25 protein-coding genes are annotated in these 24,269 nt (G+C 62.1%); 7 read left to right on the top strand and 18 right to left on the bottom strand.

Annotated features, from left to right (window positions below):
- The first annotated feature begins 96 nt into the window (after positions 1 to 96).
- Genes cysT through HY836_RS02430 form a run of 3 tightly spaced genes read left to right on the top strand, consistent with a single transcriptional unit; the run spans position 97 to position 2,942 of the window.
- Positions 97 to 939 carry a sulfate ABC transporter permease subunit CysT gene (gene cysT, locus HY836_RS02440; RefSeq protein WP_290673224.1) on the top strand — a complete coding sequence of 281 codons (843 nt, stop codon included), beginning with the start codon at positions 97 to 99 and terminating at the stop codon, positions 937 to 939.
- Positions 940 to 960: 21 nt separating this feature from the next.
- Positions 961 to 1,860, top strand: coding sequence for a sulfate ABC transporter permease subunit CysW (cysW, locus tag HY836_RS02435; RefSeq protein ID WP_290673222.1), 900 nt, complete (start codon positions 961 to 963; stop codon positions 1,858 to 1,860).
- Complete coding sequence (locus tag HY836_RS02430) at positions 1,857 to 2,942, top strand: sulfate/molybdate ABC transporter ATP-binding protein (protein WP_290673221.1); 1,086 nt, start codon at positions 1,857 to 1,859, stop codon at positions 2,940 to 2,942. The genes cysW and HY836_RS02430 overlap by 4 nt, the downstream gene beginning before the upstream one ends.
- Positions 2,943 to 2,986: 44 nt before the next feature.
- On the opposite strand, the gene HY836_RS02425 is transcribed toward HY836_RS02430, so the two are convergent.
- On the bottom strand, positions 2,987 to 3,574 hold the full coding sequence (locus tag HY836_RS02425) for a superoxide dismutase family protein (RefSeq protein ID WP_290673220.1): 588 nt from the start codon (positions 3,572 to 3,574) through the stop codon (positions 2,987 to 2,989).
- 298 nt (positions 3,575 to 3,872) lie between these two features.
- Here HY836_RS02425 and HY836_RS02420 point away from each other — a divergent pair, with 298 nt between their 5' ends.
- Entirely contained in the window at positions 3,873 to 5,882 is a 2,010-nt protein-coding gene (locus HY836_RS02420) for a S8 family serine peptidase (protein ID WP_290673219.1), read from the top strand.
- Here HY836_RS02420 and fliL read toward each other — a convergent pair.
- From fliL to flgB, 15 genes are all read right to left on the bottom strand, one after another.
- Positions 5,872 to 6,327: a flagellar basal body-associated protein FliL gene (gene fliL / locus HY836_RS02415; RefSeq protein ID WP_290673218.1), complete on the bottom strand. Its 456-nt coding sequence runs from the start codon at positions 6,325 to 6,327 to the stop codon at positions 5,872 to 5,874. The two genes, HY836_RS02420 and fliL, sit on opposite strands and share 11 nt — an antisense overlap.
- A gap of 144 nt (positions 6,328 to 6,471) precedes the next feature.
- Positions 6,472 to 7,503 carry a serine/threonine protein kinase gene (locus HY836_RS02410; RefSeq protein WP_290673216.1) on the bottom strand — a complete coding sequence of 344 codons (1,032 nt, stop codon included), beginning with the start codon at positions 7,501 to 7,503 and terminating at the stop codon, positions 6,472 to 6,474.
- Between the two features lie 15 nt (positions 7,504 to 7,518).
- Positions 7,519 to 7,848, bottom strand: coding sequence for a hypothetical protein (locus tag HY836_RS02405; RefSeq protein ID WP_290673214.1), 330 nt, complete (start codon positions 7,846 to 7,848; stop codon positions 7,519 to 7,521).
- A gap of 129 nt (positions 7,849 to 7,977) precedes the next feature.
- Positions 7,978 to 9,183 (bottom strand): EAL and HDOD domain-containing protein, encoded by a 1,206-nt coding sequence (locus tag HY836_RS02400; protein WP_290673213.1) that lies wholly within the window; start codon positions 9,181 to 9,183, stop codon positions 7,978 to 7,980.
- A gap of 27 nt (positions 9,184 to 9,210) precedes the next feature.
- Positions 9,211 to 10,452 (bottom strand): flagellar hook-associated protein FlgL, encoded by a 1,242-nt coding sequence (gene flgL / locus HY836_RS02395; protein WP_290673210.1) that lies wholly within the window; start codon positions 10,450 to 10,452, stop codon positions 9,211 to 9,213.
- A gap of 11 nt (positions 10,453 to 10,463) precedes the next feature.
- The gene (flgK, locus tag HY836_RS02390) at positions 10,464 to 12,239 is read right to left on the bottom strand and encodes a flagellar hook-associated protein FlgK (protein ID WP_290673208.1); all 1,776 of its coding nucleotides are present in this window, start codon (positions 12,237 to 12,239) and stop codon (positions 10,464 to 10,466) included.
- Between the two features lie 20 nt (positions 12,240 to 12,259).
- Complete coding sequence (gene flgJ / locus HY836_RS02385) at positions 12,260 to 13,195, bottom strand: flagellar assembly peptidoglycan hydrolase FlgJ (RefSeq protein ID WP_290673206.1); 936 nt, start codon at positions 13,193 to 13,195, stop codon at positions 12,260 to 12,262.
- Positions 13,195 to 14,325 (bottom strand): flagellar basal body P-ring protein FlgI, encoded by a 1,131-nt coding sequence (locus HY836_RS02380; protein ID WP_290673204.1) that lies wholly within the window; start codon positions 14,323 to 14,325, stop codon positions 13,195 to 13,197. The genes flgJ and HY836_RS02380 overlap by 1 nt, the downstream gene beginning before the upstream one ends.
- A 43-nt stretch (positions 14,326 to 14,368) precedes the next feature.
- Positions 14,369 to 15,037 carry a flagellar basal body L-ring protein FlgH gene (locus HY836_RS02375; protein WP_290673202.1) on the bottom strand — a complete coding sequence of 223 codons (669 nt, stop codon included), beginning with the start codon at positions 15,035 to 15,037 and terminating at the stop codon, positions 14,369 to 14,371.
- Positions 15,038 to 15,054: 17 nt separating this feature from the next.
- Entirely contained in the window at positions 15,055 to 15,837 is a 783-nt protein-coding gene (flgG, locus tag HY836_RS02370) for a flagellar basal-body rod protein FlgG (protein WP_290673200.1), read from the bottom strand.
- A gap of 46 nt (positions 15,838 to 15,883) precedes the next feature.
- Positions 15,884 to 16,612 carry a flagellar basal-body rod protein FlgF gene (gene flgF / locus HY836_RS02365; protein WP_290673197.1) on the bottom strand — a complete coding sequence of 243 codons (729 nt, stop codon included), beginning with the start codon at positions 16,610 to 16,612 and terminating at the stop codon, positions 15,884 to 15,886.
- 35 nt (positions 16,613 to 16,647) lie between these two features.
- On the bottom strand, positions 16,648 to 17,976 hold the full coding sequence (gene flgE / locus HY836_RS02360; RefSeq protein WP_290673195.1) for a flagellar hook protein FlgE: 1,329 nt from the start codon (positions 17,974 to 17,976) through the stop codon (positions 16,648 to 16,650).
- A gap of 65 nt (positions 17,977 to 18,041) precedes the next feature.
- The gene (locus HY836_RS02355; protein ID WP_290673193.1) at positions 18,042 to 18,701 is read right to left on the bottom strand and encodes a flagellar hook capping FlgD N-terminal domain-containing protein; all 660 of its coding nucleotides are present in this window, start codon (positions 18,699 to 18,701) and stop codon (positions 18,042 to 18,044) included.
- Positions 18,702 to 18,740: 39 nt separating this feature from the next.
- Complete coding sequence (gene flgC / locus HY836_RS02350) at positions 18,741 to 19,151, bottom strand: flagellar basal body rod protein FlgC (protein WP_290673191.1); 411 nt, start codon at positions 19,149 to 19,151, stop codon at positions 18,741 to 18,743.
- Between the two features lie 44 nt (positions 19,152 to 19,195).
- Positions 19,196 to 19,633: a flagellar basal body rod protein FlgB gene (gene flgB / locus HY836_RS02345; RefSeq protein WP_290673189.1), complete on the bottom strand. Its 438-nt coding sequence runs from the start codon at positions 19,631 to 19,633 to the stop codon at positions 19,196 to 19,198.
- 192 nt (positions 19,634 to 19,825) lie between these two features.
- Between flgB and flgA the strand changes: the two genes are divergently transcribed.
- The 3 genes from flgA to HY836_RS02330 all read left to right on the top strand — a co-directional run bounded on the left by flgA (position 19,826) and on the right by HY836_RS02330 (position 21,457).
- Positions 19,826 to 20,632, top strand: coding sequence for a flagellar basal body P-ring formation chaperone FlgA (flgA, locus tag HY836_RS02340; protein ID WP_290673187.1), 807 nt, complete (start codon positions 19,826 to 19,828; stop codon positions 20,630 to 20,632).
- Positions 20,633 to 20,759: 127 nt separating this feature from the next.
- Positions 20,760 to 21,053, top strand: a complete 294-nt coding sequence (flgM, locus tag HY836_RS02335; protein WP_290673185.1) for a flagellar biosynthesis anti-sigma factor FlgM — start codon at positions 20,760 to 20,762, stop codon at positions 21,051 to 21,053.
- 8 nt (positions 21,054 to 21,061) lie between these two features.
- On the top strand, positions 21,062 to 21,457 hold the full coding sequence (locus tag HY836_RS02330) for a hypothetical protein (protein ID WP_290673183.1): 396 nt from the start codon (positions 21,062 to 21,064) through the stop codon (positions 21,455 to 21,457).
- A gap of 36 nt (positions 21,458 to 21,493) precedes the next feature.
- Here the strand turns inward: HY836_RS02330 and recJ are convergent, their stop codons facing one another.
- Positions 21,494 to 23,218: a single-stranded-DNA-specific exonuclease RecJ gene (gene recJ, locus HY836_RS02325; protein WP_290673182.1), complete on the bottom strand. Its 1,725-nt coding sequence runs from the start codon at positions 23,216 to 23,218 to the stop codon at positions 21,494 to 21,496.
- Between the two features lie 6 nt (positions 23,219 to 23,224).
- Positions 23,225 to 24,187: a hypothetical protein gene (locus tag HY836_RS02320; RefSeq protein WP_290673180.1), complete on the bottom strand. Its 963-nt coding sequence runs from the start codon at positions 24,185 to 24,187 to the stop codon at positions 23,225 to 23,227.
- Positions 24,188 to 24,269 lie beyond the last annotated feature (82 nt).

Below are 24,269 nucleotides of genomic sequence, written 5' to 3'. Positions count from 1 at the left end.
TCTGCGTTTTCCGCATAAGCAGTTGCAGAAAGCGTCGTTCGCCTTTCTGGCCCGCGTCATTAGCATCGGAGGTCTTGAAGTTGATGGCCTCCACGTATGCTCTTTTCATCCTTGTTGTTACGTCGACGCTCGGTGCTGCCGGGCTTCGATCTGGCCATGGGGCTGACGTTGACCTACCTGTGTCTGATCGTCTTGATCCCCTTGAGCGCCGCCTTTTTGCGTACCACGGAACTGACATGGGCCGAGTTCGTGGAGGTTGTGACGTCCCCGCGGGTGGTGGCTTCCTACAAGCTGACCTTTGGTGCATCGTTCCTGGCGGCCATCATCAACGGTGTTTTCGGCCTGCTGGTGGCCTGGGTGCTGGTGCGCTATGACTTCTTCGGGCGTCGCATTGTTGATGCGTTGGTTGATTTGCCGTTTGCGTTGCCCACTGCTGTGGCCGGCATCACCTTGACCGGGCTGTACGCCGGCAATGGCTGGATCGGCCAGTATCTGGAGCCTCTGGGCATCAAGGTGGCCTTCACGCCGGTGGGTGTGTTCGTGGCCATGACTTTCATCGGCTTGCCATTTGTGGTGCGCACGGTGCAGCCCATTCTGGAAGACATGGCCTCCGAGTTGGAAGAGGCCGCAGCGACCCTGGGTGCCAGCCGTCTGCAGACCTTCTACAAGGTCATCCTGCCCATTCTCACTCCGGCTTTGCTGACCGGCTTTGCGCTGGCCTTCGCCCGAGCGCTGGGTGAGTACGGCTCCATCATCTTCATCGCGGGCAACATGCCCATGATCTCCGAGATCACGCCGCTGCTGATCATCACCAAGCTGGAACAGTACGACTACGCCGGTGCCACGGCCATTGCTGTCGTGATGCTGGTGATGTCCTTTGTGCTGCTGCTGGCCATCAATGCATTGCAGGCCTGGGCGCGCAAGCGTCAGGGCAAGTGATCGGGAAAGCAGGTTTCAACCATGAGTGCCACTGTGATTTCAAATGCCCACACCATCGCGCCGCCCAATGTGGTTGGCGCCACCAAGGAGCCGGTGTGGGTACGCTGGGTGCTGATCAGCATCGCCCTGGTGTTCCTGACGATCTTCCTGTTTGTACCGCTGGTATCGGTGTTCTTTGAAGCGTTCAAAAAGGGGGCAGACGTCTATCTGGCCGCCGTGACCGAGCCGGACGCCGTGTCAGCCATCAAGCTGACCCTGATTGGGGCGGTCATCTCCGTGCCCTTGAATCTGGTGTTCGGTGTCTCGGCAGCTTGGGCCATTGCCAAGTTTGATTTCCGTGGCAAGAGTGTGCTGCTCACGCTGATTGACCTGCCGTTCTCGGTGTCGCCCGTCATTGCCGGCCTGATCTACGTGCTGGTGTTTGGTTTGCAGGGCTGGTTCGGTGAATGGTTGCGTGACCACGATCTGAAGGTGATCTTCGCCGTGCCAGGCATCGTGCTGGCCACCATCTTCGTGACCTTTCCCTTTGTGGCCCGTGAGTTGATTCCCCTGATGCAGGCCCAGGGCCAGGAGCAGGAAGAAGCCGCACGCGTGCTGGGTGCATCGGGCTTCCAGACCTTCTGGAAGGTCACGTTGCCCAACGTGAAATGGGCGCTGCTGTACGGGGTGATCCTGTGCAACGCCCGCGCCATGGGGGAGTTTGGTGCCGTGTCCGTGGTGTCTGGCCACGTGCGTGGGCAGACCAACACCTTGCCCCTGCACATTGAAATCCTTTACAACGAGTACCAGTTTGCCGCGTCCTTTGCCGTGGCATCCTTGCTGGCCAGTCTGGCACTGGTCACCCTGGTCCTGAAATACATTGTCGAACGTCAGGTGCAGCGCGAGCTGGCCCAGGCCAAGGATGTCGGAGTTGCCGCATGAGCATTGAAGTCAAGAACCTCGTCAAGCGTTTCGGTTCGGTCACCGTGTGTGACCAGCTGAACCTCAATATCCCTTCCGGTGAACTGGTGGCCTTGCTGGGCCCTTCGGGCTCGGGCAAGACCTCGCTGCTGCGCATCATCGCGGGCCTGGAAACGCCTGACAGCGGCTCCGTGTTGTTCAACGGTGAAGATGCCACCCATGTGGCCGTACGTGAGCGTCAGGTGGGCTTCGTGTTCCAGCACTACGCCTTGTTCGGCCACATGACGATTTTTGAGAACGTGGCATTCGGCCTGCGTGTGCGCCCCAAGGACACGCGCCCGTCCGATGCCCAGATCAAGGCCAAGGTGACCGAGCTGCTCAAGCTGGTTCAGCTGGACTGGATTGCCGACCGCTACCCGCATCAGCTGTCCGGTGGCCAACGTCAGCGCATCGCCTTGGCGCGTGCACTGGCCGTGGAGCCCAAGGTGCTGCTGCTGGACGAGCCTTTCGGTGCGCTGGATGCCAAGGTTCGCAAGGAGCTGCGCCGTTGGTTGCGCCGCTTGCACGACGAGATGCACATCACCAGCGTGTTCGTGACCCACGATCAGGAAGAAGCCATGGAAGTGGCCGACCGCATCGTGGTGATGAACCAGGGGCGCATCGAGCAGGAAGGCACGCCTGACGAGGTCTACGACCATCCGGCCACGCCTTTTGTGTTGCAGTTCCTGGGTGACGTGAACCTGTTCCACGGCCGTGACCATGCGCCTGGCGCTGTGGTGTCTTCGGCCGGTGCGGCAGCCGATGCCGTGAGCTATGTGCGTCCGCATGAGATCCAGGTGCTGGCCCGTGCGGAAGAGGGCAGCTTGCCTGTGAGCCTCGTGCACACCTTGACGGTGGGCCCCAATACGCGCCTGGAGTTCAAGCGCGCCGATGGTGTGGGTGAGATCGATGTCGAGCTGCCCCGTTCCGAGTACGCCGCCTTGCGCGACTCCGGCATCTTGCAGCCCGGCGCCGTGGCGTACCTCAAGCCGCGTCGTATTCGGCGCTTCAGTGCCGAAGGTTGGGGCACAGCACCGCCTGCGGATCCGGCTTCATCCATATGAGCCGTGCTGGTAGTGGGTGCGATGCTGCGCGAGATGCGTGTTGATCAGGGGTGAACGGCAATCACGCCACAGGCAATGCGAGGGCCGGAGTTGCCCGTTGGCTGCGTCTTGTAGTCGTCGGCATTGGCATGCAGGATCACGCTGTGGCCATCGATGGCATTGGCACCTTGCTTGATCGTCACGCCATGCAGCATGAACTTCTGATCGATGACGCCGTTGGCATCGGCTTTCAGTGAGGGCATGTCGCCTGCATGGTGTTCGGCATCCTGAGGGCCGTGCGCGGTCTTACCTGGGTTGAAGTGTCCGCCTGCACTGGTGCCGTCGGCACTGGCGCAGTTGCCCACATCATGCAGGTGGAAGCCATGTTCCGTGTTGGGGGACAGGCCCGTGAAGTGGGCGTGCACCATCACGTGCTCATTCATTTCATGGAAGACCACCATGCCTCGAACGGTGTTGCCCTGCGTGGGCGTGACAGTGGCCACCGCCATGTTGCGCATCATGTGCCCCATCTTCATGCCTTGCCCGTCGCCCTGAGTTCCCCCGGCGCTGTGGTGGCCGTGACCAGTTGGTGCGGCGCACCCGCCCAGCAGCGCGGCCAGCAAGCTCAATGTCGTCAGCGAAATACGTTTCATGGGTTCTCCTGCGTTTTCAATGATGAAGTTTGGTAACCGCAGGACTGTAGCGCCGTGTCCGGAAGTTTTCCGCATTACCCTTGCAAGGAGCCGAGGCAAGGGCTGATTCGAGGGGCAGGTGCACGCACTTATCCCCGTATCCTGTGGATAACCTTGTTGGCAAACTTGGGGGAACCCGGGTTCCCCCTGGGGTCGAGGCTGGTATGCCTCGAAATGAGGCAGTTTTGTGACGCTGATCTCGGTTTGTCCGAAAAATGCCGCTGCAGCGGTTGAAAACAATGGGTGAAGGATGAGGTCGATGGGGCTGTTCATTACAAGGCTTGGCTGGCGCCAATGGTTTGCTGGTTCGCTGGCATGCGTGACAGTCCTGGCCCATGCCGGTGATGCCGAGTTCGCGCGCGTGATCGTCAAGCTCAAGCCCGATGCCAGTGTGCTGAGAGGCTCTCTGGTATTGGCCCAATCAACAACGAGTTCGGGGCAGGTCATGAATCCCATGGGGCGCCTGGGGGCGCGTCGGGGGCTGACTGTGCAGGACGGGCGGGGCATTGGCAACCACATGCATGTGGCCACCGCCAGAGGTGTCAGTTCGGAGGCGCTGGCTGCATCGCTGTCCAAAGACAGTGATGTGCTGTTTGCCGTTCCAGATCGCATGAGAAAGCCGATGGCGTTTAATCAGGCGCCAACGGATCCGCTGTTTGGCAATGTTGGCAATGCGGTAGTCGCTCAAGGGCAGTGGTACCTGCGTGCTTACGCCAGCGCTTCTGATTCGGCCATCAACGCCCAGCCTGCCTGGAGCAGCGCGACGGGTGATGGCGTGACGGTGGCCGTGCTGGATACGGGTGTGCGATTTGATCATCCCGACCTGCAAGCCAAGCTGCTGCAGTCGGGCTACAACATGATTCAGTTGGCCCCGATCTCTGGCGTCAGTGGAGGCCGCAACAATGATGCGTCCGATCTGGGTGATTGGGTCACCCAAACCGATGCTGATCTGATCAATGCCGCTAACCCCAGCGACTCCCCATGCACGGTTGACGTTGGGGAAAATGACTTCAGCAGTTGGCACGGCACACAGGTCTCCGGGATCATCGCCGCTCAAACGAACAATGGCATCGGTATGGCGTCTGTGGCGCCCGATGCCATGCTGTTGCCCGTGCGTGTGCTGGGCAAATGCGGCGGATGGGACTCCGACATCCTGGCAGGTATGCGATGGGCAGCTGGTTTGCACGTTGACGGCATCCCCGACAACACGGCCCATCGTGCCAAGGTGTTGAACATGAGCCTGGGTGCCCCGGGCGCCTGTCCGGCGAGCTACAAGGCTGTATTGGCTGAGTTGTCTGGCGAGGGCGTGGTCGTGGTGGCAGCGGCGGGCAATAACGAAGGGCTGGCCGCGATGTCGCCCGCCAATTGCGCCGGGGTCATTGGCGTGACCGGGGTGCGTCACATCGGTACGAAGGTCAAATACGCGGATGTTGGCCCAGAAGTCAGCGTGGCTGCACCAGGGGGCAATTGTGTCAACTTGAATGGCGCTTGCCTCTATCCCATCCTGACAACGAGCAATACAGGCGAAACCAGTCCAGATGTACCGGGGGCGACCTATTCCGGCTCCACATATGTACCGGGCAGTGTTCAGCGGCACTCGGTTGGCACCAGCTTTGCCGCACCACAGGTCAGCGGCGCCGTCGCGTTGCTGCTGGAGACACGGCCAAGTCTGACGCCAGCTGCCGTCAGGTCCTTGTTGATGAGCACAGCGAGAAGTTTTCCTGCCCCGAGTGGCACGGCAAGATGCCACGTGAGCAATGGTGTGAGACAGGATGAGTGTTATTGCACCACGCTGACTTGTGGCGCTGGCATGCTGGATGTGCAAGCCGCCGTACAAGCGGCTGCTTCGTCAGCCGTCGCGGTGATCACGGTGATGACTGACACGCCCCAGGCGGGCCATGCGATTCAACTCAGCGCGGCGCAGTCGTTGGCGGCAAGCGATGGGGGCCAGATCAACAGCTACCAGTGGACCTTGCTGGATGGCGGCGGCATCGTCAGCAGCACGGGATGGAATGCGACCAGCCCTGAGCTTGTTGTGACACCTTCTGCGGCTGGGTATTTCCACATTCGCCTGACGGTGGATGATGGCCAGGGGCCTTCGCACGTAGATCAATGGATCGTGGTGGCGCAGCCCGGGGCAACCGCGGTGTCGACATCTTCATCAGGCGGTGGTGGGGGGGGCAGCGTGACTTCAACCGAACTGCTGGCCCTTGGGCTGCTTCTGTTGGGCCTGAACCTGTCTCGCACTCGACGCACCATCAAGGCATGAGCATCATTTCTTCGAATGCGACGGTCTTGATGCGCTCCGGCATGTCTTGCTCTTCCAGATACTCGTTGAGCGAGCCGCGTATTGACTGGCCAAAGCGCGCCACGCCACCTTGTTGCTGCAGGTCCTCGTGGGTGGTTGAAACGCCGGCGGCCTGGATCAGCGCCGTGAAGGCCGGCATATGGGGTTCCAGCGCGGCGGCATCGCCTTGTTTGCTCAACTGAAGGTTGAGCTTGATGTCGACCATGCGACCGTCGGACATCTGGGCCATGACTTTGGGTACGGCAAGCCAGGCGGGCTTGGGTCTGTCCTGCAGGGGGCTTTTGTTGCTGAGGTGGCTATAGGCCCAGACACTGCCGCCCAGCACGATGACGACCACGCCAATTGCCAGTTCGAGCAGCCAGTCGCTCAGGCCAGATGATGGGGATTCGGTCTTTGCCACAGCCATCCAAAGTGCTCCGTGTGTACGACCGCTGAACCTTACTATGGGGCCTTGCTTCTCTGCTGGCAGGCCTGCTGCAAGCCGAGACAAACTCACGGTGTTGTCGCTCTCAAACCCGAGGCGCAGTCCGGGATTGATCAATGGCGCCAGTCAATCCAGCATCCAGGCGGGTTGATCGTCCGGGGTTTGCATCACGTCAATTTGCTGGCGCAGCAAGTCAATCTGCTGTTGCCAGTAGGTGCCTGATTCAAACCAGGGGAAGGCGGCAGGAAAGGCCGGGTCATGCCAGCGGCGCGCCAGCCAGGCGCTGTGGTGGATGATGCGCAAGGTGCGCAATGGTTCGATCAACTTGAGCTCGCGCCAGTCAAACTCGGCAAACGATTCATAGCCTTCGAGCAAGGCATGGAGCTGAGTCTGGCGATCTCTTGGATCCCCGCTGAGCAGCATCCAGAGGTCCTGTACGGCCGGGCCCATGCAGGCATCGTCCAGGTCCACGAAATGGGGGCCGTCCGGTGTCCACAGAATGTTGCCAGGATGGCAGTCGCCATGCAGGCGGTGCAGGCGCAAGCCATCGACGCGATCGAACGCCTGCTGGCACAGGTCCAGCGCCTGGTCGGTTACCGCCAGCCAGTTGCTGCGCTGTTCAATGGGCAGACTGTGCTCGCTGTCGGCCAGCCATTGACGAGCTTGCCGACCGGTTTGCGCCACCCCCATGGTCGGGCGATGTGCGAAGGGCTTCTGGCCACCCACCACGTGCAGCCGCGCCAGAAAGCGCCCGAGCCAGGTCAGCACCTCGGGATCTTCCAGTTCAGGGGAGCGTCCGCCTCGCCGAGGGCTGACTGCTACGCGATGACCTTTGAAATGCCCCAATGTAGGCGGGGTGCCGACCACGGTGGCATCTGGCCCATTTGCCTGCAGCGTCATCGGCGGGACGGCTGGCACTTCAGCCTCAACGAGTTCCTGGCTGAAAGTGTGTTCTTCCAGGATCTGGGCATCGCTCCAGCGACCTGGCCGGTAGAACTTGGCGACCACGAACTGACCGCTGTCCAGGCCAATCTGGAAGACGCGGTTTTCGTAGGAGTTCAGCTGCAGCAGCCGGCCATCCACCTGTTGGCCAAGTGCCTCCAGGGCATCCAGAACAAGATCGGGCGTGAGGTCAGCGTAAGGGGTGTCGGCGTGCATGCGCCATCTTACAGATCAGCGCTGCGTTTGCTGGCGGCCCCACAGCACAAGCTGATCGTTGATGAGGTGCATGATCAAGCCGCTGCCAGCCAGTTGAATGGCCAGTTGTCCTGCAGACAGCGAAATGTTCACGCCATTGTCGGAAGGGACGAGCGTCAAGGCCAGGATCGCGCCCGCAAAAGGCAGGCAAGCGGCCAATGAGCCCGCTGTCAGTGCACGCCAGCTCAGGTTGTGTCGACGACCGAATGCGCGCAAGACCCCCAGGCGCCATGCAGCCACGAAGAAGTTCGTGACCAGCACAAAGGACAGGACCATGACACCGATGAGGGGGGCAAATGCATTCATAGTGGAGCCAGAGGATACTGACTTCACTTGCTGTCGCCAAGGGTTAACCCGCAAGCAGGGGGGAGGCGCGTGTGAACAAGTTCACGCTATGCAACCCCCTTGCTGAATGCGCGATGTAGGGCGCTGACCTCAGTCCAGTTGCGAGGCGTTGGCCATGGCCTTGATGACAGCGGAATTGATGTCGCCAAAGCTCATCATCAGGGCCTCTGCGGCGTCCTTGATGTCGTAGACGCTGCTGCCTTCGATGGCTTGCACCAGGCGGAAATACGGCTCGTAGGGGCCGGTGTTGTCGGCCAGGGCCTGATAAACCCGCTCGGGTACCGGGATGGTCTTGAGCAGTTCGTTGAAGGGCAGCTGGAACATGCGATCCAGCAGTGAGAACACGCCGCAGATGAACAACTCGTTGCGCATCTCGTCGTCGCCGCTGATGCGAGCGAGCTCTTCCATCAGCAGGCCACGGCGCACGGCGGCGTACATGACCGGCTTCATGTTGGGATCCTTGCTGGCGGTGGCCAAAAGGAGGGCGAGCCAGCGCTTGAGACGCTGGTACCCCAGGATCATGATCGCGTGCCGGAACGAGCTGATCTCAACCGACAGGCCAAATGCAGGCGAGTTGATGTAGCGCATCAGCTTGTAGGCCAGTGGCGGATCGCGCTTGAGCGTGGCTTCCAGGTCCTCGATGTCGTCCTGCTTGTGGACTTGATCGATGAGCATCACGATGACCTGCAAGGCAGGCTGATCGGCAGGCTTGTTGCCAGCCTTGATGACGTCGTCGATGGGCCAGCCCAGGACGGCCGAGGCACCCCGGCGGAAACTGGTTTCCATGTCGGGCACGTTGCTGACGCCCGCTTGTACGTGACCGATGTGGCGCGGGATGCCCTCAGGTGCCACGCCAGCACCCCCGGTGGCCTGGTCAATGCGACGGTCTTCTTCGAAGTCCACGATCGCATACTTGAAGCAAGCCAGGACTTCACGCGGCAACTCCTGCAAGGGGCGGCCCTTGAGCAGCATCATGCTGCCATTGGCATGCAGCGTGCACAGCGGCTCCGCGTTGGTGGTGTCGCAGGCCATGAAGGCAGGCACTTCCACCACGATGTGGGTGCCGGGCTGGGCCACGATCAGGTCGCGCAGCAAGGACTCATTGGCCACATTGAGCCACAACTGCGGTCCGCCCGTTGGCCAGGCTTCGGCTAGCGCATCCAGCAGCGATCGTGGATCGAGCTGCGCGTTGGGATTGAGCGGAAAAACCGACAGGCGGGTGGCGATGACGCTGCGATTGCGATCGATGACCGGGCAGTAGGCCAACGCGGTCTGACTGAGAATGGGGTGATCCATGAGATGGGCCTGCCTTTACCCTTGGCGTTATCCGTTGATGTACTGGAACAATGACAGTTTCTGCACCGAGGCATAGCTCTGAAGTGCAGCCTGATAGCCTGTTTGTTGGTTCTGGAAGCCGGAGATGGCCGCGACCATGTCCAGATCTTCCGCGTTCGACTTCTCGGTTTGTGCGGCCAGCTTCAGATCTGCGATGCGCGTTTCGATGCCATCCATCCGGTTGAGCTGTTCGCCAACGGCGCTTTGTGCGCCCTGAATGCTGCGCATGGCCGCATCGATTTGCGTCATGCCGGAGTTGACCGCCTGCATCACCGCACCGGCTGGCTGATTGGTCGATTTCAGCGCGGCAATCGTGCTGTCCAGGCTGTTGAAGATGTTCAGGTTGTTCTGCGCTTCGGTGATGGCAAACGAATCGCCGTCAGCCGGCGCACCGGTGATCGCCACGGACATGCCCTTGCCCGGGATGCCGATTTCCTTGCCGGTGTTGTAGGTTTGGCCGGAGGAGATGGGGTTGCCATCTTCCAGGATGTCGTAGGTGGTGGTGGCGCCTGTCACGTGGAAGGCCACCGTGTAGGTGGGGCCGGGCTGCGTGGCGGCCGGGTAAGGTACCTGGGTGGGCGAGGCCACCGAACCGGATGTGATCCAGGCGGTACCTGTGTTGGGGGTACTGGTGATGGTGTTGCCGGCGGGCGCGGTATTGAACACACCATTGCCGGTTTTGCCTTTCAGCCAGATCTGGTCGCCATCGACGCTGAGGTTGAGGTGTTCATCGGTAGAGGCCAGCGTTTCACCGCCTTGACCTTGGTAGACCACACCACCGGCGCCATCGACGAAGGGCGGGGACGACGACCCTTGCCCGCCAAAGACATAGCCGCCACCGCCATCCGACCTATTGGCCACGGACAGCAGTTGATTGCGGATATCGCTGAGCTTCATCGCCAGCGCCTTGCGTTCACCATCGGAATAGCTGCCGTTGCCCGCAGCCACCAGGGTTTCACGGGCTGTCTGCAAAAGATCGGTGGCATTGCCCAGGGCGCCGCTGGCGATGTTCATCACATTGCGGCTGGCGTCCAGGGTGCGCTGGTTGGCTTCGTGGCGGGCCATGGATGCCAGGGCGCGCTCGGCTCGTGCAGCGGCCGTGGGGTCGTCGCTGGCAACGTTGACGCGTTTGCCGGAAGTCAGTTGTTGCTGAGAGATGCTCAGCTTCTGCTGGCGTTCCTGCAGATTGGCGATGGCCGTGTCATAGGTGTGGGCGGTAGCAATGCGCATGATCAAAATCCTCAGCCGGCAACTTGCAGCAATGTGGTGAACAGCGACTGGGCGACTTGCAGCACCTTGGCTGAAGCCTGATAACTTTGCTGGAACTGAATGAGACGGGCGGCTTCTTCGTCCAGGTTGACGCCGCTTGTACTGGTCAAGGTCTGCTGAGAGTTGTCCTGCAGGGTCTTGGAGATGCTGGCCGATGTCTCGCCGCTTTGCACGATCACTCCCAGGTTGCCGATCATCTGGGAGTAGGCATCCGTCACCGTGGCGTGCGAAACGCCATCCAGCGACACCAAGGTCTTGTCACGCAGGCCCAGCATCGTCATCGCATTGCCATTGTTGCTGGCAGGGTAGGCGGTGGTGCTGATCTGTATGGTGTCACCAGCCTTGGGGACCCCGGTGATGTTCAGGTTGAACAACTGCTGGCTGGGCGTGCTGTTGGCGTCTTGATCGTTGATGGGCGTGCCTGCCGTCCAGCTGCGTGGCGGCGAGGTGTCCTTGTAGGGGGTGCCCGTGTTGTCCACGAAGCGGTAGGTCAGTTTGGTCGGATCGCTCGCGTCGGTTTCAAAGACAACCGTCAGAGGCGAACCTGCCGTGGGTTTGGAGGTGGCGGCATCCAGTGCGTTGGTCGTGGGCAGGGCTCGCACCATGTCGATGGTGTCGACCTTGACCGTGCCCTTGTTGGCGGTGCCGGGAATGGCAACCAACGGGGCCGCCGCCGCGAGGCCTTTTGGTGCCGTCATGGCCAGTTTGAGATCGACGGCACTGCCCGTGTTAATGAACAGCGGGGCGCTGGCGACGGGGTTGCCAGCGGCATCAAACGTGGTCAGCAGATTGCCGTCCAGGTCCATGCCCAGGGCTTGCTGTGCGTTGACCGCATCGGCGAAGTTGGCACCAAAGGTGTCGAGCTGCTGCTTGGTCGACGTCAGGTCGCTGTCTTGAAACTGGATGAGCCCTTGCAGCACGCCGCCGGTCATCTGGCCACTGTCCAGAATGCGGTTGGTGCCATTGGTGGCCAGGGCGACACGGCCCTGTTTCACATCGACAGGGTCACGCACGACGGCCAAGGTCTGAGCCTGGTTGCCCAGAACCAGCAACTGGCCGCCACCCATGAACACGCTGGTGGTGCCATCATCGGCTTCAACCGTGCTGACCTGCACTTGTTCGTTGAGGTCTTTGATCAATCTGTCGCGTTGATCAAGCAGGTCATTGGGCGCATGGCCAGAGCCCGTGAACTTGGCGATGTTCTGGTTGACCGTGGCGATCTGGCGGGTGAGGTCGTTGATCTGGCTCACCGAAGTGCCCATGTCGGACACCACGCCAGCCTGCAAGTCTTCGATCTGCTGCCCTGCCGTGTTCATGCGGCTGACCCACTCCTGAGCACGAGACAAGGCAACCTGGCGAGCGGAGATATCTTGCGGCTGGTTGGCCACATCGACCATGGCGTTGAGCACCTGAGAGGCGGCGTAGCCCAGCCCGGTTTGACCGGTAGGCAGTACGGTTTCCAGCTGTTTGAGCTTGTCCACCCGCGTCTGGTCAGCAGACGCTCGTGCCGTGTTGGTGTTGAGTTCCTTGACCAGGAAGTCATTGGTCTGCCGGTTGACCGAGACCACTTTCACGCCGCGGCCATAGAAGCCGGCGCCTGTGTACAGGCCACCTTCCGTGGCCAGTTCAACTTGTTGGCGTGAATAGCCCGGCGTGTTGACGTTGCTGATGTTGTGGGCGATGGTGTCCAGCGTGGCCTGGCTCGCCGTCATCGCCGTGGTGCCCAGTGAGAAGATGCCTGACCCCATGGTGTACTCCTGTCAGGCCGTCAGGTGACGGTCTTTTGCAGACGCAAGGTGGTGTTGATCACCTTGGTGAGCTTGTCGGCATAGGCCGGGTCGGTCGCATAGCCAGCCTTTTGCAAACCGTGGGCAAAGCCTCTGGCCGTGTCAGCCTGAGCAACAGTCTGACTGTAGCGCGGGCTCTTGCTGAGGAGTTTGGCGTGGTCTTTGAAAGCCTCTTCATAGGAGTCATAAGCACGGAATTTGGCGGTGACCTTGCGTGCCACACCCCCGATGTACTCCGTGGTGGTGACCTCGGCCACCTTGCCGCTCCAGTTGGAGTTGGCCTTGATGCCAAACAGGTTGTGGCTGGGTGTGCCATCCTTCATGCGGATCTCGTGCTTGCCCCAGCCTGACTCCAGTGCGGCTTGCCCCAGGATGTTGGACGCGGGGATGCCCGTGGCCTGTTCAGCAGCTTGTGCGGCGGACTTGTGTTTGCGGACGAACCTCTCGGACGCGCTGAGATGCTTGTCGTCTTGCACGGCGTTGGTGGTTCGTGCTGTTGAAGGGGCGTTGGTGCTGTCCGCCTGGTAGGTACCCAAACGGTTCAATGACATATCGCCCAAGCCTTTGAGCGGGCTGGCCGGGGCGTCTTTGCTGGTGATTCCCAATTGGCGTTCCAGCTGCTTGGTGATCAGGTCGCTCAGGCCGCCGGGCAGGCCCGTCATCTGGTTGGCCAGTTGGCTGTCGAGCATGTTGGTGCCCATCTCGGTGGCCGAGTTGTCCATCATGCCGCTGTTCATGGTGGTCGAGCGCATGCTCTTGACCAGCTCCTGCATGAACAGGCCTTCGAGTTGTTTGGCCGTGTCCTTGATGCCGGCCTGGGCATCCTTGCCGGACGTGGCCTTGAGGCGGTCCAGGGAACGCAGGTCCAGCGTCAGCCCGTTGGTGGGGCGATTGTTGGAAGAAGGATTCAGGCTCATCAGATCACCTCCAGCTCGGCTTGGAGTGCGCCGGCCGCCTTCATCGCCTGCAGGATGGCCAGCAGGTCCTGCGGGTTGGCGCCAAGGGCATTCAAGGCCTTGACGACGTCAGTGAGTTTGGTGCCGTTAGGCAACTGGATCAGCAAACCAGGTTCCTGGTTGATGCGGATGTCGGTTTTCTCGGCTGCGACCGTCTGGCCTTGCGACATGGGGCTGGGCTGACTGATCACCGGCGTGGAACTGATGGTGACCGACAGGTTGCCGTGCGCCACCGCACAGGGGCCAATCGTCACCGACTGGTTGAGCACCACAGAGCCCGTGCGGGAGTTGATCACCACACGTGCGGCCGGTGTGGCCTTGTCGATGTTCAGATTTTCCAGATCGGCCATGAAGGCCACGCGTTCGCCAGGCTGCGTGGGCAGGTTGACGTTGACGGTGCGACCATTGATGGCTTCAGCCGTGCCGTTGCCCTTGGTCTTGTTGATCGCATTGGCGACTTCGCGCGCCGTGTTGAAGTCATCGGCTTGCAGGTCGTACTGGATGGTGCTGCCCTGCATCCAGGGTGTGGGCACGCTGCGTTCGACCGTTGCACCCGAGGGGATGCGGCCTGCGTTGAGCTGGTTGATCTGAACCTTGGCGCCACCGGCCGTGGCACCCGCGCCGACGATGACCACATTGCCTTGCGCCATACCGTAGATCTGACCATCGGCGCCTTTGAGCGGGGTGGCGATCAGGGTGCCGCCGCGCAGCGATTTGGCATTGCCCAGCGACGACACTGTGACGTCTATCGCCTGGCCGGGTTGTGCGAACGGGGGCAGGGTGGCGGTCACCATCACGGCAGCCACGTTCTTGACCTGCATGGCCACGCCAGCGGGCACCGTGATGCCCATCTGTTGCAGCATGGCGTTGAGGCTTTGCGCGGTGAAGGGTGATTGCGTGGTCTGGTCGCCGGTGCCGTCCAGGCCCACGACCAGGCCGTAGCCCATCAACTGGTTGCTGCGTACGCCTTGAATGGCGGCGATTTCCTTGAGGCGCACGGCCTTGGCATCCACCGGCCACCACAGTGCCGCGGAGGCTGCCAGAAAGGCCAGGCCGATCAGCAGTTTGAGGAGGCGATCCGAGATGTCCATGAGGCCGAAATCCTTGAGGGGTTCGGCTTCATTTTCGGGATCTTTAGAAGGGCGTAATGCTTAAAAAGAAGCGGGCAAGCCAGCCTATTCCCTGCGCATCCTGTTGCGCCCCGCGCCCCATGTGCTCGATGCGCACATTGGCAATCTGGCTGGACAACACGGTGTTGCCCGGCTGGATGCTGGCGGGGTCGATCTGGCCAGAGAAACGCAGGACGTCCACGTTTTTGGCCACGCCGATCTGCTTTTCACCGGCGACGATCAGGTGCCCGTTGGGCAGAACTTCGATCACGGTGGCGGTGATGGTGCCTGTGAAGTTGCCGGTGGCTGCGGTGCTGCCGGTGCCGTCGAACTTGTTGGTCGACGACCCTTCCGCGCCCAGCTTGGCTACTTGATCCAGTCGAATCAGCGGAACGGCACTGATCGTGCTGGCGACGCTGCCCTTTTTCTCGAGCGAGCTGGTGGTTTCCTGCTTGGCCGAGGTGGCTTCGCTGATGTTGATGGTGATGATGTCACCCACCATGCGGGCGCGGTGCGTCTCGTACAGGGGGCGGTAGCCACCGGCCTGGAAGATCGCGCCGTTGTTGATGGGGGCATAGGCCGCGGCAGAAGGGCGAGCCTGGGTGGGTTCGGCCACATCGACCTTGGGGGCCGTGGTGACGCAGCCAGCCAGCAGGGCTGGCAGGCAAAAGGCAGGCAGGATCTTACGCAACATCTGGTGCAGCCTTTGCATCACATCTGACCCAGTTTCTGCAGCATCTGATCCGAGGTCTGGATGGCCTTGGAGTTGAGTTCGTAGGCGCGTTGGGTCTGGATCATGGTCACCAGTTCCTGCACCACGTTCACGTTGGAGGATTCGACGAAGCCTTGCGACAGCGTGCCCATGCCTTGCACGGTAGGCGCGCCGGTTTGCGGGGCGCCGGAGGCCGTGGTTTCGGCAAACAGGTTCTGGCCCTTGGGTTCCAGACCGGCCGGGTTCACAAAGGACGCCAACTGGATCTGGCCCAGGTTCTGGGGTGCCACTTGTCCGGGGATGGAGGCCGTGACCGTGCCGTCCTGACCGATGGTCAGGTTGGTTGCGTTGGCGGGCACGGTGATGCCCGGTTGAACCAGGTAGCCGTTGTTGGTCACCAGTTGGCCTTGTGCGTCCATCTGGAAGGCGCCATCGCGTGTGTAGCCGGTGGTGCCGTCAGGCATGGTGATCTGGAAGAAGCCCTTGCCCTGGATCGCGATGTCCAGGTTGTTGGACGTCTGGGTGAGGGTACCTTGCGTGAACTGGCGCGACGTGGCCACGGCGCGCACGCCCAGGCCCACCTGCAAGCCGGTTGGCAACTGCGTCTGTTCGGAACTGTTGGCGCCGCTTTGACGCAAGCTCTGGTACATCAGATCCTCGAAGACCGCGTGCGACTGCTTGTAGCCATTGGTGCCGCTGTTGGCCAGGTTCTGGGAGATGTGATCCAGCTGGGTTTGCTGGGCTTCCATGCCGGACTTCGATACCCACAGTGAACGCATCATGGCGGTACTCCTTGGCGCAGTGCGCCATCTCGAATCAATTCAGTGATCAACTGGCGGACAGCAACTGCGCTGCGGCCTTTTCATCAGACTCGGCGGTCTGCATCATCTTCATCTGCGTCTCGAACTGGCGCGCTGCCGCGATCATCGACACCATGGTCTCGATGGGGTTCACGTTGGAGCCTTCCAACGAGCCGTCCTGCACGCGGGCCGTGGCATCGACGGGCAGTTCACCGCCGTCAGGGGCGCGGAACAGGCCATCGTCGCCACGGATCAGCTTGTCTTGCGGTGTGACCAGCTTGAGCTTGCCCACGCCGGTTGTCTTGCCATTGAGAGCCTTGGCGCTCACGGTGCCATCAGGTGCGATGCTGGGCTCGGCGCCTGCGGGGATGGTGATGGGGCCGCCATCGCCCATGACCGGCAGGCCGCTGTGCGTGACCAGGGTGCCTTCCGCGTTGACGGCAAAGGAGCCCGAGCGTGTGTAGGCCTCGGTGCCATCCAGTGCCTGTACGGCCATCCAGGTTTTGCCTTGCGCTGCCACGTCCAGTGAGCGGCCGGTGAAGGTGATGGGGCCGGCGCTGTCGTTGTAGCCCACTGTGGTTTCCAGCGAGTACACACGTGTGCTGGCACCATCCCCGCGAACGGGTACGGCGCGCACTGCTTCCAGCTCGGCCCGAAAGCCGGTGGTGCTGACATTGGCCAGGTTGTTGGACAGTACATCCTGGCGCTGCATGTTCATCTTGGCGCCAGCCATGCTCACGTAGATCATGCGGTCCATGTCTTACTCCTGATGTCTGCCTGAGGCGTCGATCATCAACGCAGGTTCACCAGGGTCTGTTGAACCTGGTCTTCTGCCTTGATGGTCTGGGCGTTGGCCTGATAGGCGCGCTGGGCCACGATCATGTTGACGAGCTCACCGGTAAGGTCCACGTTGGATTCCTCCAGTGCACCGGATTGCAGCAAGCCATATACGCCCGAGCCAGGGGTGCCCAGAGGCAGCGGGTCGCCCGATGAGTTGGTGGGCTTCCATTCATTGGCGCCGACGGGCTGCAGACCGTTGAGGTTCTTGAAGTCAGCCAGCTGCACGCGGGCAATCGCCTTGGACTGGCCGTTGGTGTAGCGTGCTTTCACCGTGCCATCGGTTTCGATCAGGAAGTCCGACAAGTTGCCTTGTGCGTAGCCACCACCACTGAGGTCGGTGACGGCATAGGAACCCGAGTACTCGGTTGCGCCACTGATGTCCAGTGTCACGCCCGTGAGGGGTTGGCCGTTGTTCCCGCCCGGGATCGATGGAATGGTGAAGGTGGTGCCTGATGGCAGGGAGCCGTCTGCCTGGAAGGTGAGAGTGGCCACGGGAACCGGTGCGCCATTGCTGTCCAGCGATACCGAGGCGGCATTGGTGTTGCCATCGGCGCTCATGTAGACCTCCCAGGTGCCGCCGGTACCTGGGTCGGGCGGTGTCTGGGTGGCATCGCCAGGCGTGGCCGCAGCGGTCTTCTTGAAGTAGTAGTTGATGGCAATCGGCGCGCCGTTGTCACCATAGACGGTTTGCGAGGTCACGAAGTTGTAGGACTTCGCATTGCTGAAGTCGGTTGGCGTGAGCACGAAAGTGCCGGTGGAGTCGTTGGCGCCCAGCAGGGCCGCGCGGGCGTCCATGTTGGCCGTCATGCTGATCGCGGTAGCCTTTTGCGGTGGGGAGCCATCATTGGTCAACTGGATGGCGGTACCGGCCGGGCCTGCCGGTGCGCCGTTGGCATCCAGGGCCTGCCCCAGCAACTGGTGCTTTTCGTTGTTGACGATGTAGCCATCCTTGTCACGCTTGAACTGGCCATTGCGCGAGTAGACGGTTTCACCTTGAGAGGTGCTCAACGCGAAGAAGCCACGGCCGTTGATGGCCAGATCAAGCGCGTTGGCTGTGGTGCTGATGTTGCCTTGCGTGAATTGCTGGGCCACCGATGCCACGCGGGCGCCGATACCAATGCCGTTGCTGCCACCACCACCCAGTGAGGCGGCATACATGTCGGCGAATTCAGCCCGTGAGGCCTTGGCGCCATAGGTGTTGGAGTTGGCCACGTTGTTGCCGATCACCTCCAGATTCTTGGCGGAGATGTTCAGACCAGATAGTCCTTGCTGGAAACCCATGGTGATGTCCTTTCGGCGTTACTGCTGTGGCGTGGTGAAAATGAATTCGGGGTGAGGGCTGTCCATCAGGACACGGCCTTGATCTTGTTGTAGGCGGTGCTGCCTGCGTTGCGCAGTTCGAGGGTGAGGGCGCCATTCGTGTTGCTGACAGCGTCAACCAGATCGCTCATCAATGGCGTGCTGGCGATGGTCTTGCTGCCACTGGTGGCGGCGACCTTGAAGGTCAGGCCTTCGGCGCTGGTGCCACTGGGGGGTGTCCACTCGAAGCTTTGCTGGCCGGCGGCCACACCGCTTTTGGTGACCGTGTCGAGCTTGACCCCGGCGGCGTTGTAGATGTCTATTTGAACCGTGGAGGCAGCAGCTGCCAAGTCGTAGCCACCCACACCGTGGCCCGCCGTGTTGGTGGCCAGTTGGTTGCCTTCCATGATGACCTGATGTCCCACCAGACTGGCGCCTTGCAGCATCTGCAACTGCGTCATGTTGGCGCTCATGGAGGTCATCGTCGTGTTCAGCTTGTCGATGCCGGTCACGGTGTTGATCTGGGCCATCTGGCTGGTGATCTGCGAGTTGTCGGCCGGGTTGAGCGGGTCCTGATTCTGCATCTGCGTGACCAGGAGCTTGAGGAAACGGTCCGATGCCTCGGACATGCTGTTCTTGCTCGTGGTTGATGTGGTGCTTGACGTAGTGGCCGCTGTGGCTGCTGTGTTGTTGGTGACGGTGGTCATGCGGTGTCCTGTTCTTCAGATGCCGTGATCGGTTGCGGATCAACCGCCTTGGCCCATTTGCAGGGTCTTCATGAGCAGGGTCTTCGCCGTGTTCATGACCTCGATGTTGTTCTGGTAGGACCGGGAAGCCGAGATCATGTTGACCATCTCTTCCACGGTGTTGACGTTGCTGTAGGTCACATAGCCTTCTGTATCGGCCTGAGGGTGCTTGGGGTCGTGCACGCGCCGGCCTGGGCTGGCGTCTTCGGTGACCTGACTGACCGTGACACCGGCGGTGCCCACTTCGCCCATCGGCGTGGTGGTGAAGACAACCTGGCGAGCCTTGTAGGCAGAACCATCGGGGCCGGCCACCGTGTCTGCATTGGCCAGGTTGGAGGCCACCACATTGAGGCGTTGCGACTGCGCACTGACCGCGCTGCCTGCCACGTTGAAGATCTTGAACATCGACATGATGGTCTCCTGTAGTCGCCGGACTGGCCTGCTTATGGTCCGGCCTATTGACCAGTGATGGCCGTGTTGAGCGTCCTCACCTGTGAGTTGATGAAACGCAGCGTGGCTTCGTAGCGCACGGTGTTGTCGGCGAAGTTGGCGCGTTCGCGGTCCATGTCGACGGTGTTGCTGTCGAGGTTGGTCTGCGAGGCGAGGGCGTAGTTCATGTCGGGTTGTTCGCGGCTTCCAGCGGGCTGCCCGTTGCGGTTCAGGTGGCCGGCGGTGGATGCCGCCATGCTCAGTTTCGGCGCTTGCACGCCAGCGTTGCCAGCTGAGGACTGACCGGTCGCCTGGCGCAGGGCCGTGGCGAAATCGAAATCGCGGGCAACGTACCCGGGGGTGTCCGCATTGGCGATGTTGCTGGCGATCAGGCGCTGGCGTTCCGACCGCAGCGCGAGCGCTTCGGACTGGAAGTTCAATGAATCGGTCAATCGGTTCAACATGGTCTGGGCCCTCCGGGGCTGTTCACTTCTGGCTGCCGGGTTCGCCGGGTGGTCTCCTGGGGAGGTGCACGACGAGGCAGCTTGTCTGGCATGTTGATCGGGTGGCGTCAAAACATGAGTCGAATAAGAGGCCGAATCGCCCCGCATTTCCCGTCCTTGGTGGAGGGGCGGGCTTCGTACAGTCAACTCACCATGAAAACGTCCTTTGAATCCACCGCGCGCCTGCACACAGACATCGGTCTGGCACCCGTCCAGTTTCTGGTGGCTGCGCTCAGCTCCTTGCTGTGGGTAGGGCTGTGCGCCCTGGCTGCGCTGGGTGCCTCCTCGGCCCGCGCCCAGACGGCGGACATGGTGGGCTTGCAAACCCAGGTGACGTCGCTGCTCAAGCAGCAGGCGCTTCCCCAGGGCAGCAGCAGCGATGCCGCCATGCAAAAAAAGGCCTGGCGTGTTGAAGTGGCCCTGGGGCAACTGGATCCTCGCCTGAAGCTGGCGCCTTGCGACAAGGTCAAGGCTTACATGCCCGAGGGCGTGCAGATGTGGGGCAAGACCCGCGTCGGCCTGCGCTGTGAACAAGGCCCCGTGCGCTGGAACGTGTTTTGGCCGGTGACCGTCAAGGTCTGGGGTCAGGCGTTGGTGGCCACCGTGCCGCTGCGCCCAGGCAACCCGATCGAGCACAGCGACCTGCGTGTGGCGGAAGTTGATCTGGCCGAAAAAACGTCGCCTGCCGTGATCCGTCCTGCCGAACTGGTGGGCCGCTCGGTGATTCGTGGCGTGGAGGTCGGGCAGGCCATCCATCAGGATGACGTGAAGGCCCGCCGCTGGTTCTCCGCCGGTGACCCCGTGCGGCTGACGGTGCGCGGCGACGGTTTTCAGATCGCGGCAGCGGGCATGGCGCTGTCCCCCGGGGATGAGGGTCAATGTGCCCGGATTCGCACCGATAACGGTCGGGTGGTTTGTGGTCACCCGGTCGGGGATCGGCAAGTGGAGTTGTCTCTGTGAAACAGTTTCTTGCCAATTCGTCCCCCCTGCCTAGGGGGTTTGGGGTGTTTGGCATTAAAGTCGGTCAGCCCCGCGTCGATATCGCGGATGTGACCACTCGGTATCAACCGGGATCAAGGAGTACATCATGAAGATCGGCAACCCTTTAGACAAAGCGGTCGGTGGCGTCAGCCCTCGTACCGAGGGAGCCAGTACCGGGAAGACGTCCTCGTCTTCGGGTAGCGTCAGCGAGAGTTCGAAAGTCACCCTGTCGACGGTCGCCTCCGGGCTGATTTCGGCTGCGGATGGCACTTTTGATGCGGACAAAGTGTCCAGCGTCAAGGAGTCCATCGACAACGGCACCTACAAGATCAGTCCTGAAGTGATTGCCGACAAGCTGATCGGCAACGCCAAGGAATTGCTGCAAGGCAAGCAGGGCTGAGGTTGAGCATGGCGCAGGTCAACCCTTTCGGAGAAGACGTGTCTGCAGAGATGGGCGCCCATGTGGCGGGCATCGAGGCACGTCTGTCCGAACTGGACAAGGCCTTCGCCACGGGTGATGGCGATGCCATTGCCCAGCAATCGCAGCAATTGCAGCGTACGCTGGCCGAGTCGTTGGTGGCGTTTCGCAAGGCCGAGCAGGCCGGCTTGCAGCCGCTGGATGGCGAGTTGCGTTCGCGCCTGAAACTGGCGCAGGCACGCTTGCTGGCACAGCAAGCGGCTGTGCACCGTGCCAATGCCTCCATCGACCGTACGCTCAAAGTGCTGTTTCCCACCGAGGAAAGCAGCACCTACGGCAACCTGGGGCAGTCGCCCATCGCCAAGGCGCTCAACGCCTACCGTTGAGCCGAGCTGCATGCCGTCATCTGGCCCTCAAGCGGGTCAGGCAGGATTGACGGCGCCTTCCACCACGATCTGAACACGCTGACGTCCCTGGAATTCATCCAGGCTGACGCGGTAGGCCAACTGGGTTCTGGCTGGCAGCGGCTCCGTGCGCCCGAACCAGATGCCATCTCGCACCTGCCCTTGCACACGCAGGCTCAGCTTGAGATGGCGCTCGCCCACCAGGCGCTGGCCTAGTACCTCGGCCAGATCGCTGAAGACCGGGGCGTCAAAGCCAGGGCCCCACACGGCGCCGTCGAGTTCTGCCACGGTTTCCGGTGTGAACCACTGGGCGTCCAGTGGGCCATCGGTGCTGATCTGGCGCAGCAGCAGGCTGGGATCCAGGCCTTCCTGGGCGATGCGGATCAGTTCGGCATCAAAGGTGTCGAAGTCTTCTTCGGTTATGGTGCAGCCGGCCGCCATGGCATGGCCCCCAAAGCGCTTGAGCAGACCGGGGTGGCGCTTGCTGATCACGTCCAGCGCATCACGCAGGTGAAAGCCGGGGATGGATCGGCCCGAGCCTTTGAGCAGGCCATCCTGGCCCAGGGCGAACACGAAGGTGGGACGATGCAGCCGGTCTTTCAGGCGCGAAGCCACGATGCCCACCACGCCCTCATGGAAGTCCGGGTCGTAGATGGCCACGGCGGCAGGTGGCTCGTCTTCCGGCATCAGGCCTTCCAGCAACTGCTCGGCCTGCTCGCGCATGCCGGATTCCAGTTCACGGCGTTCGCGGTTGATGGTGTCGAGTTGGCGGGCCAGGGCGTCGGCACGATCGGCGTCATCGGTGCTCAGGCACTCGATGCCCAGGCCCATTTCGGCCAGGCGGCCGGCAGCGTTCACGCGTGGGCCAAGGGCAAAGCCGAAATCCTGGCTGGTGGCTTTCTTCGGGTCGCGGCCCGCAGCGGTAAACAGCGCAGCGATGCCCGGTTGCATGCGCCCGGCGCGGATGCGCTTGAGGCCTTGGGCGACCAGGCGGCGGTTGTTGTCATCGAGCTTGCCGACGTCGGCGATGGTGCCCAGGGCGACCAAATCCAGCAGGTTGTCGATGCGGGGCTGGTTGGTGGCATCGAAGGCCCCACGCTGCCGCAACTCGGCACGCAGGGCCAGCAGCACGTAGAACATCACGCCCACGCCGACCAGTGCCTTGCTGGCAAAGGCACAGCCGGGCTGATTGGGATTCACGATCACATCGGCATCGGGCAGGCTGACCTGCCCGTCGTCCAGCACCACAGGCAAGTGGTGGTCGGTGATGATCACCTTGAGACCGTGCTCGCGGGCGAGGAGCACGGCCTCGTGGCTGGCCATGCCGTTGTCCACGGTGACCAGCACATTGGCTTGCTTGGCGCGCACCATGTCCACGATGGGGGGCGTCAGGCCGTAGCCGTGCACGGCGCGGTCGGGCACCACGAAACTGACCTGCTCAGGGCGGGCTCCGAGCATTTTCAGGCCACGCAGGCCCACGGCACAGGCGGTGGCGCCGTCGCAGTCGTAGTCGGCCACGATGCAGATGCGCTGGCCTTGCTGGATGGCGTCGGCCAGGAGCGTGGCAGCCTGCGTGGCACCTTTCAGGTCAGCAGGGGGGAGCAGGCGGGCCGGGCTGTCGTCGAGTTCTTCGGCCGTGCGCACGCCGCGGGAGGCAAACAAACGGGCAAGCAGGGGGTGGACGCCGGCTTGTTCCAGGGTCCAGGCAGCGCGGGGCGGGACCTCTCGGGCGGTGATTTTCATGGGGGCTTACAGGCTGTTGAGCAGGGGCACAGGGTCGCTGCCGCTGCCGGATGAGGTCAGGCGCTTCAGAGATTGCCACAGTCTGGCGCTCAGGCCTGTGGCGGGTGCCGGCGCCAAGGTCATGGCATGGCGTTCACCGCACAGGGTCAGCTCGATAGCCTGCCCGGCATCCAGGGCTTGGCAGGCGGCTTTCAGTATGGTGGCGTCCACCTGCGCCCAGGCGACCAGCCATGAGGGCATGTCGTCAGCCAGCATGGGGGCACGCAGATCGTTGACCAGTGCAATGTGGGGCGGCAGGTCGGTGCATGCAGGCACTGCGCCACAGCCGCTCAGCCAGAAGGAGTTGACCGTGGCCAGCCCCTGCGCTTCGCGCGCATCGTTGACCGGGTGCTGATAAAGCAGCATCTGCACCTCGCTTTGCAGGCGGCGCACCATGCGGGCCTGGCTGTGGTCGGTCAGCCAGAGATCCGGGTTGCGGCCGATGACGCGGTCCAACGAGGCCGTCGGCAGGCCGCTCAGCGACGGATGGGCGGCATACCAGCGTTGGGCTGATCCCCACCGCAGGGTCCAGCCATCTTCCTCGAACAATGGCCGGATGGCGTCAAACACGGTTCGCGACTCAGCTTCGCTGAGACCGAGCGTGGCAGGATCCAGCAAGGTGAGGTGGTCGCGGCCCATCAGCCAGTGACCAGGGCTGAGCATGCCCCATGTCTTGCCCGCCTCCAGCACCAGGCCATCCTGGGCTGCCCACCAACTGGCCCAGGGCATCAGGCCGTCCGAATCAGGCCAGCCCATGGCACGAGCCAGCACGCGCTCGTGGGGCGTGGACAGGGCGTACTCATCCCCCTCGATGCGCTGCACTTCCTGCAACTGGCTCAGCACGCGGCGCAGGTTAGGCAGGGCGTTGCCCGCCGCCAGCCGGGGCAGCGCGTGCTGACAGGGCTCGGACAGGCTGGCTGCGAAAGGCACGATCCAGTGTTTGATTGGCTTGGATGACACAGTGGGCAGACGTATTCAGGTTCAGGGCGTGATTATCAAGTGGGTACACTCC

This window comes from Aquabacterium sp. (assembly GCF_016234775.1).
Lineage (GTDB): Bacteria > Pseudomonadota > Gammaproteobacteria > Burkholderiales > Burkholderiaceae_C > Aquabacterium.
Note: the sequence above shows the minus strand (reverse complement) of the source record. Positions and strands in the feature narration are given on the sequence as shown.

What these genes read in the sequence shown, in the direction of transcription:
- HY836_RS02330 (WP_290673183.1), top strand. Translation starts at nt 21,062, where the DNA reads ATGGCGCAGGTCAACCCTTTCGGAGAAGACGTGTCTGCAGAGATGGGC.
- flgM (WP_290673185.1), top strand. Translation starts at nt 20,760, where the DNA reads ATGAAGATCGGCAACCCTTTAGACAAAGCGGTCGGTGGCGTCAGCCCT.
- cysW (WP_290673222.1), top strand. Translation starts at nt 961, where the DNA reads ATGAGTGCCACTGTGATTTCAAATGCCCACACCATCGCGCCGCCCAAT.
- HY836_RS02400 (WP_290673213.1), bottom strand. Translation starts at nt 9,183, where the DNA reads ATGGATCACCCCATTCTCAGTCAGACCGCGTTGGCCTACTGCCCGGTC.
- fliL (WP_290673218.1), bottom strand. Translation starts at nt 6,327, where the DNA reads ATGGCTGTGGCAAAGACCGAATCCCCATCATCTGGCCTGAGCGACTGG.
- HY836_RS02425 (WP_290673220.1), bottom strand. Translation starts at nt 3,574, where the DNA reads ATGAAACGTATTTCGCTGACGACATTGAGCTTGCTGGCCGCGCTGCTG.
- HY836_RS02430 (WP_290673221.1), top strand. Translation starts at nt 1,857, where the DNA reads ATGAGCATTGAAGTCAAGAACCTCGTCAAGCGTTTCGGTTCGGTCACC.
- flgA (WP_290673187.1), top strand. Translation starts at nt 19,826, where the DNA reads ATGAAAACGTCCTTTGAATCCACCGCGCGCCTGCACACAGACATCGGT.
- flgL (WP_290673210.1), bottom strand. Translation starts at nt 10,452, where the DNA reads ATGCGCATTGCTACCGCCCACACCTATGACACGGCCATCGCCAATCTG.
- cysT (WP_290673224.1), top strand. Translation starts at nt 97, where the DNA reads ATGCTCTTTTCATCCTTGTTGTTACGTCGACGCTCGGTGCTGCCGGGC.
- HY836_RS02420 (WP_290673219.1), top strand. Translation starts at nt 3,873, where the DNA reads ATGGGGCTGTTCATTACAAGGCTTGGCTGGCGCCAATGGTTTGCTGGT.
- HY836_RS02355 (WP_290673193.1), bottom strand. Translation starts at nt 18,701, where the DNA reads ATGACCACCGTCACCAACAACACAGCAGCCACAGCGGCCACTACGTCA.
- flgE (WP_290673195.1), bottom strand. Translation starts at nt 17,976, where the DNA reads ATGGGTTTCCAGCAAGGACTATCTGGTCTGAACATCTCCGCCAAGAAT.
- HY836_RS02375 (WP_290673202.1), bottom strand. Translation starts at nt 15,037, where the DNA reads ATGTTGCGTAAGATCCTGCCTGCCTTTTGCCTGCCAGCCCTGCTGGCT.
- HY836_RS02405 (WP_290673214.1), bottom strand. Translation starts at nt 7,848, where the DNA reads ATGAATGCATTTGCCCCCCTCATCGGTGTCATGGTCCTGTCCTTTGTG.
- flgG (WP_290673200.1), bottom strand. Translation starts at nt 15,837, where the DNA reads ATGATGCGTTCACTGTGGGTATCGAAGTCCGGCATGGAAGCCCAGCAA.
- recJ (WP_290673182.1), bottom strand. Translation starts at nt 23,218, where the DNA reads ATGAAAATCACCGCCCGAGAGGTCCCGCCCCGCGCTGCCTGGACCCTG.
- flgJ (WP_290673206.1), bottom strand. Translation starts at nt 13,195, where the DNA reads ATGAGCCTGAATCCTTCTTCCAACAATCGCCCCACCAACGGGCTGACG.
- flgK (WP_290673208.1), bottom strand. Translation starts at nt 12,239, where the DNA reads ATGGGGTCAGGCATCTTCTCACTGGGCACCACGGCGATGACGGCGAGC.
- flgF (WP_290673197.1), bottom strand. Translation starts at nt 16,612, where the DNA reads ATGGACCGCATGATCTACGTGAGCATGGCTGGCGCCAAGATGAACATG.
- HY836_RS02410 (WP_290673216.1), bottom strand. Translation starts at nt 7,503, where the DNA reads ATGCACGCCGACACCCCTTACGCTGACCTCACGCCCGATCTTGTTCTG.
- flgB (WP_290673189.1), bottom strand. Translation starts at nt 19,633, where the DNA reads ATGTTGAACCGATTGACCGATTCATTGAACTTCCAGTCCGAAGCGCTC.
- flgC (WP_290673191.1), bottom strand. Translation starts at nt 19,151, where the DNA reads ATGTCGATGTTCAAGATCTTCAACGTGGCAGGCAGCGCGGTCAGTGCG.
- HY836_RS02380 (WP_290673204.1), bottom strand. Translation starts at nt 14,325, where the DNA reads ATGGACATCTCGGATCGCCTCCTCAAACTGCTGATCGGCCTGGCCTTT.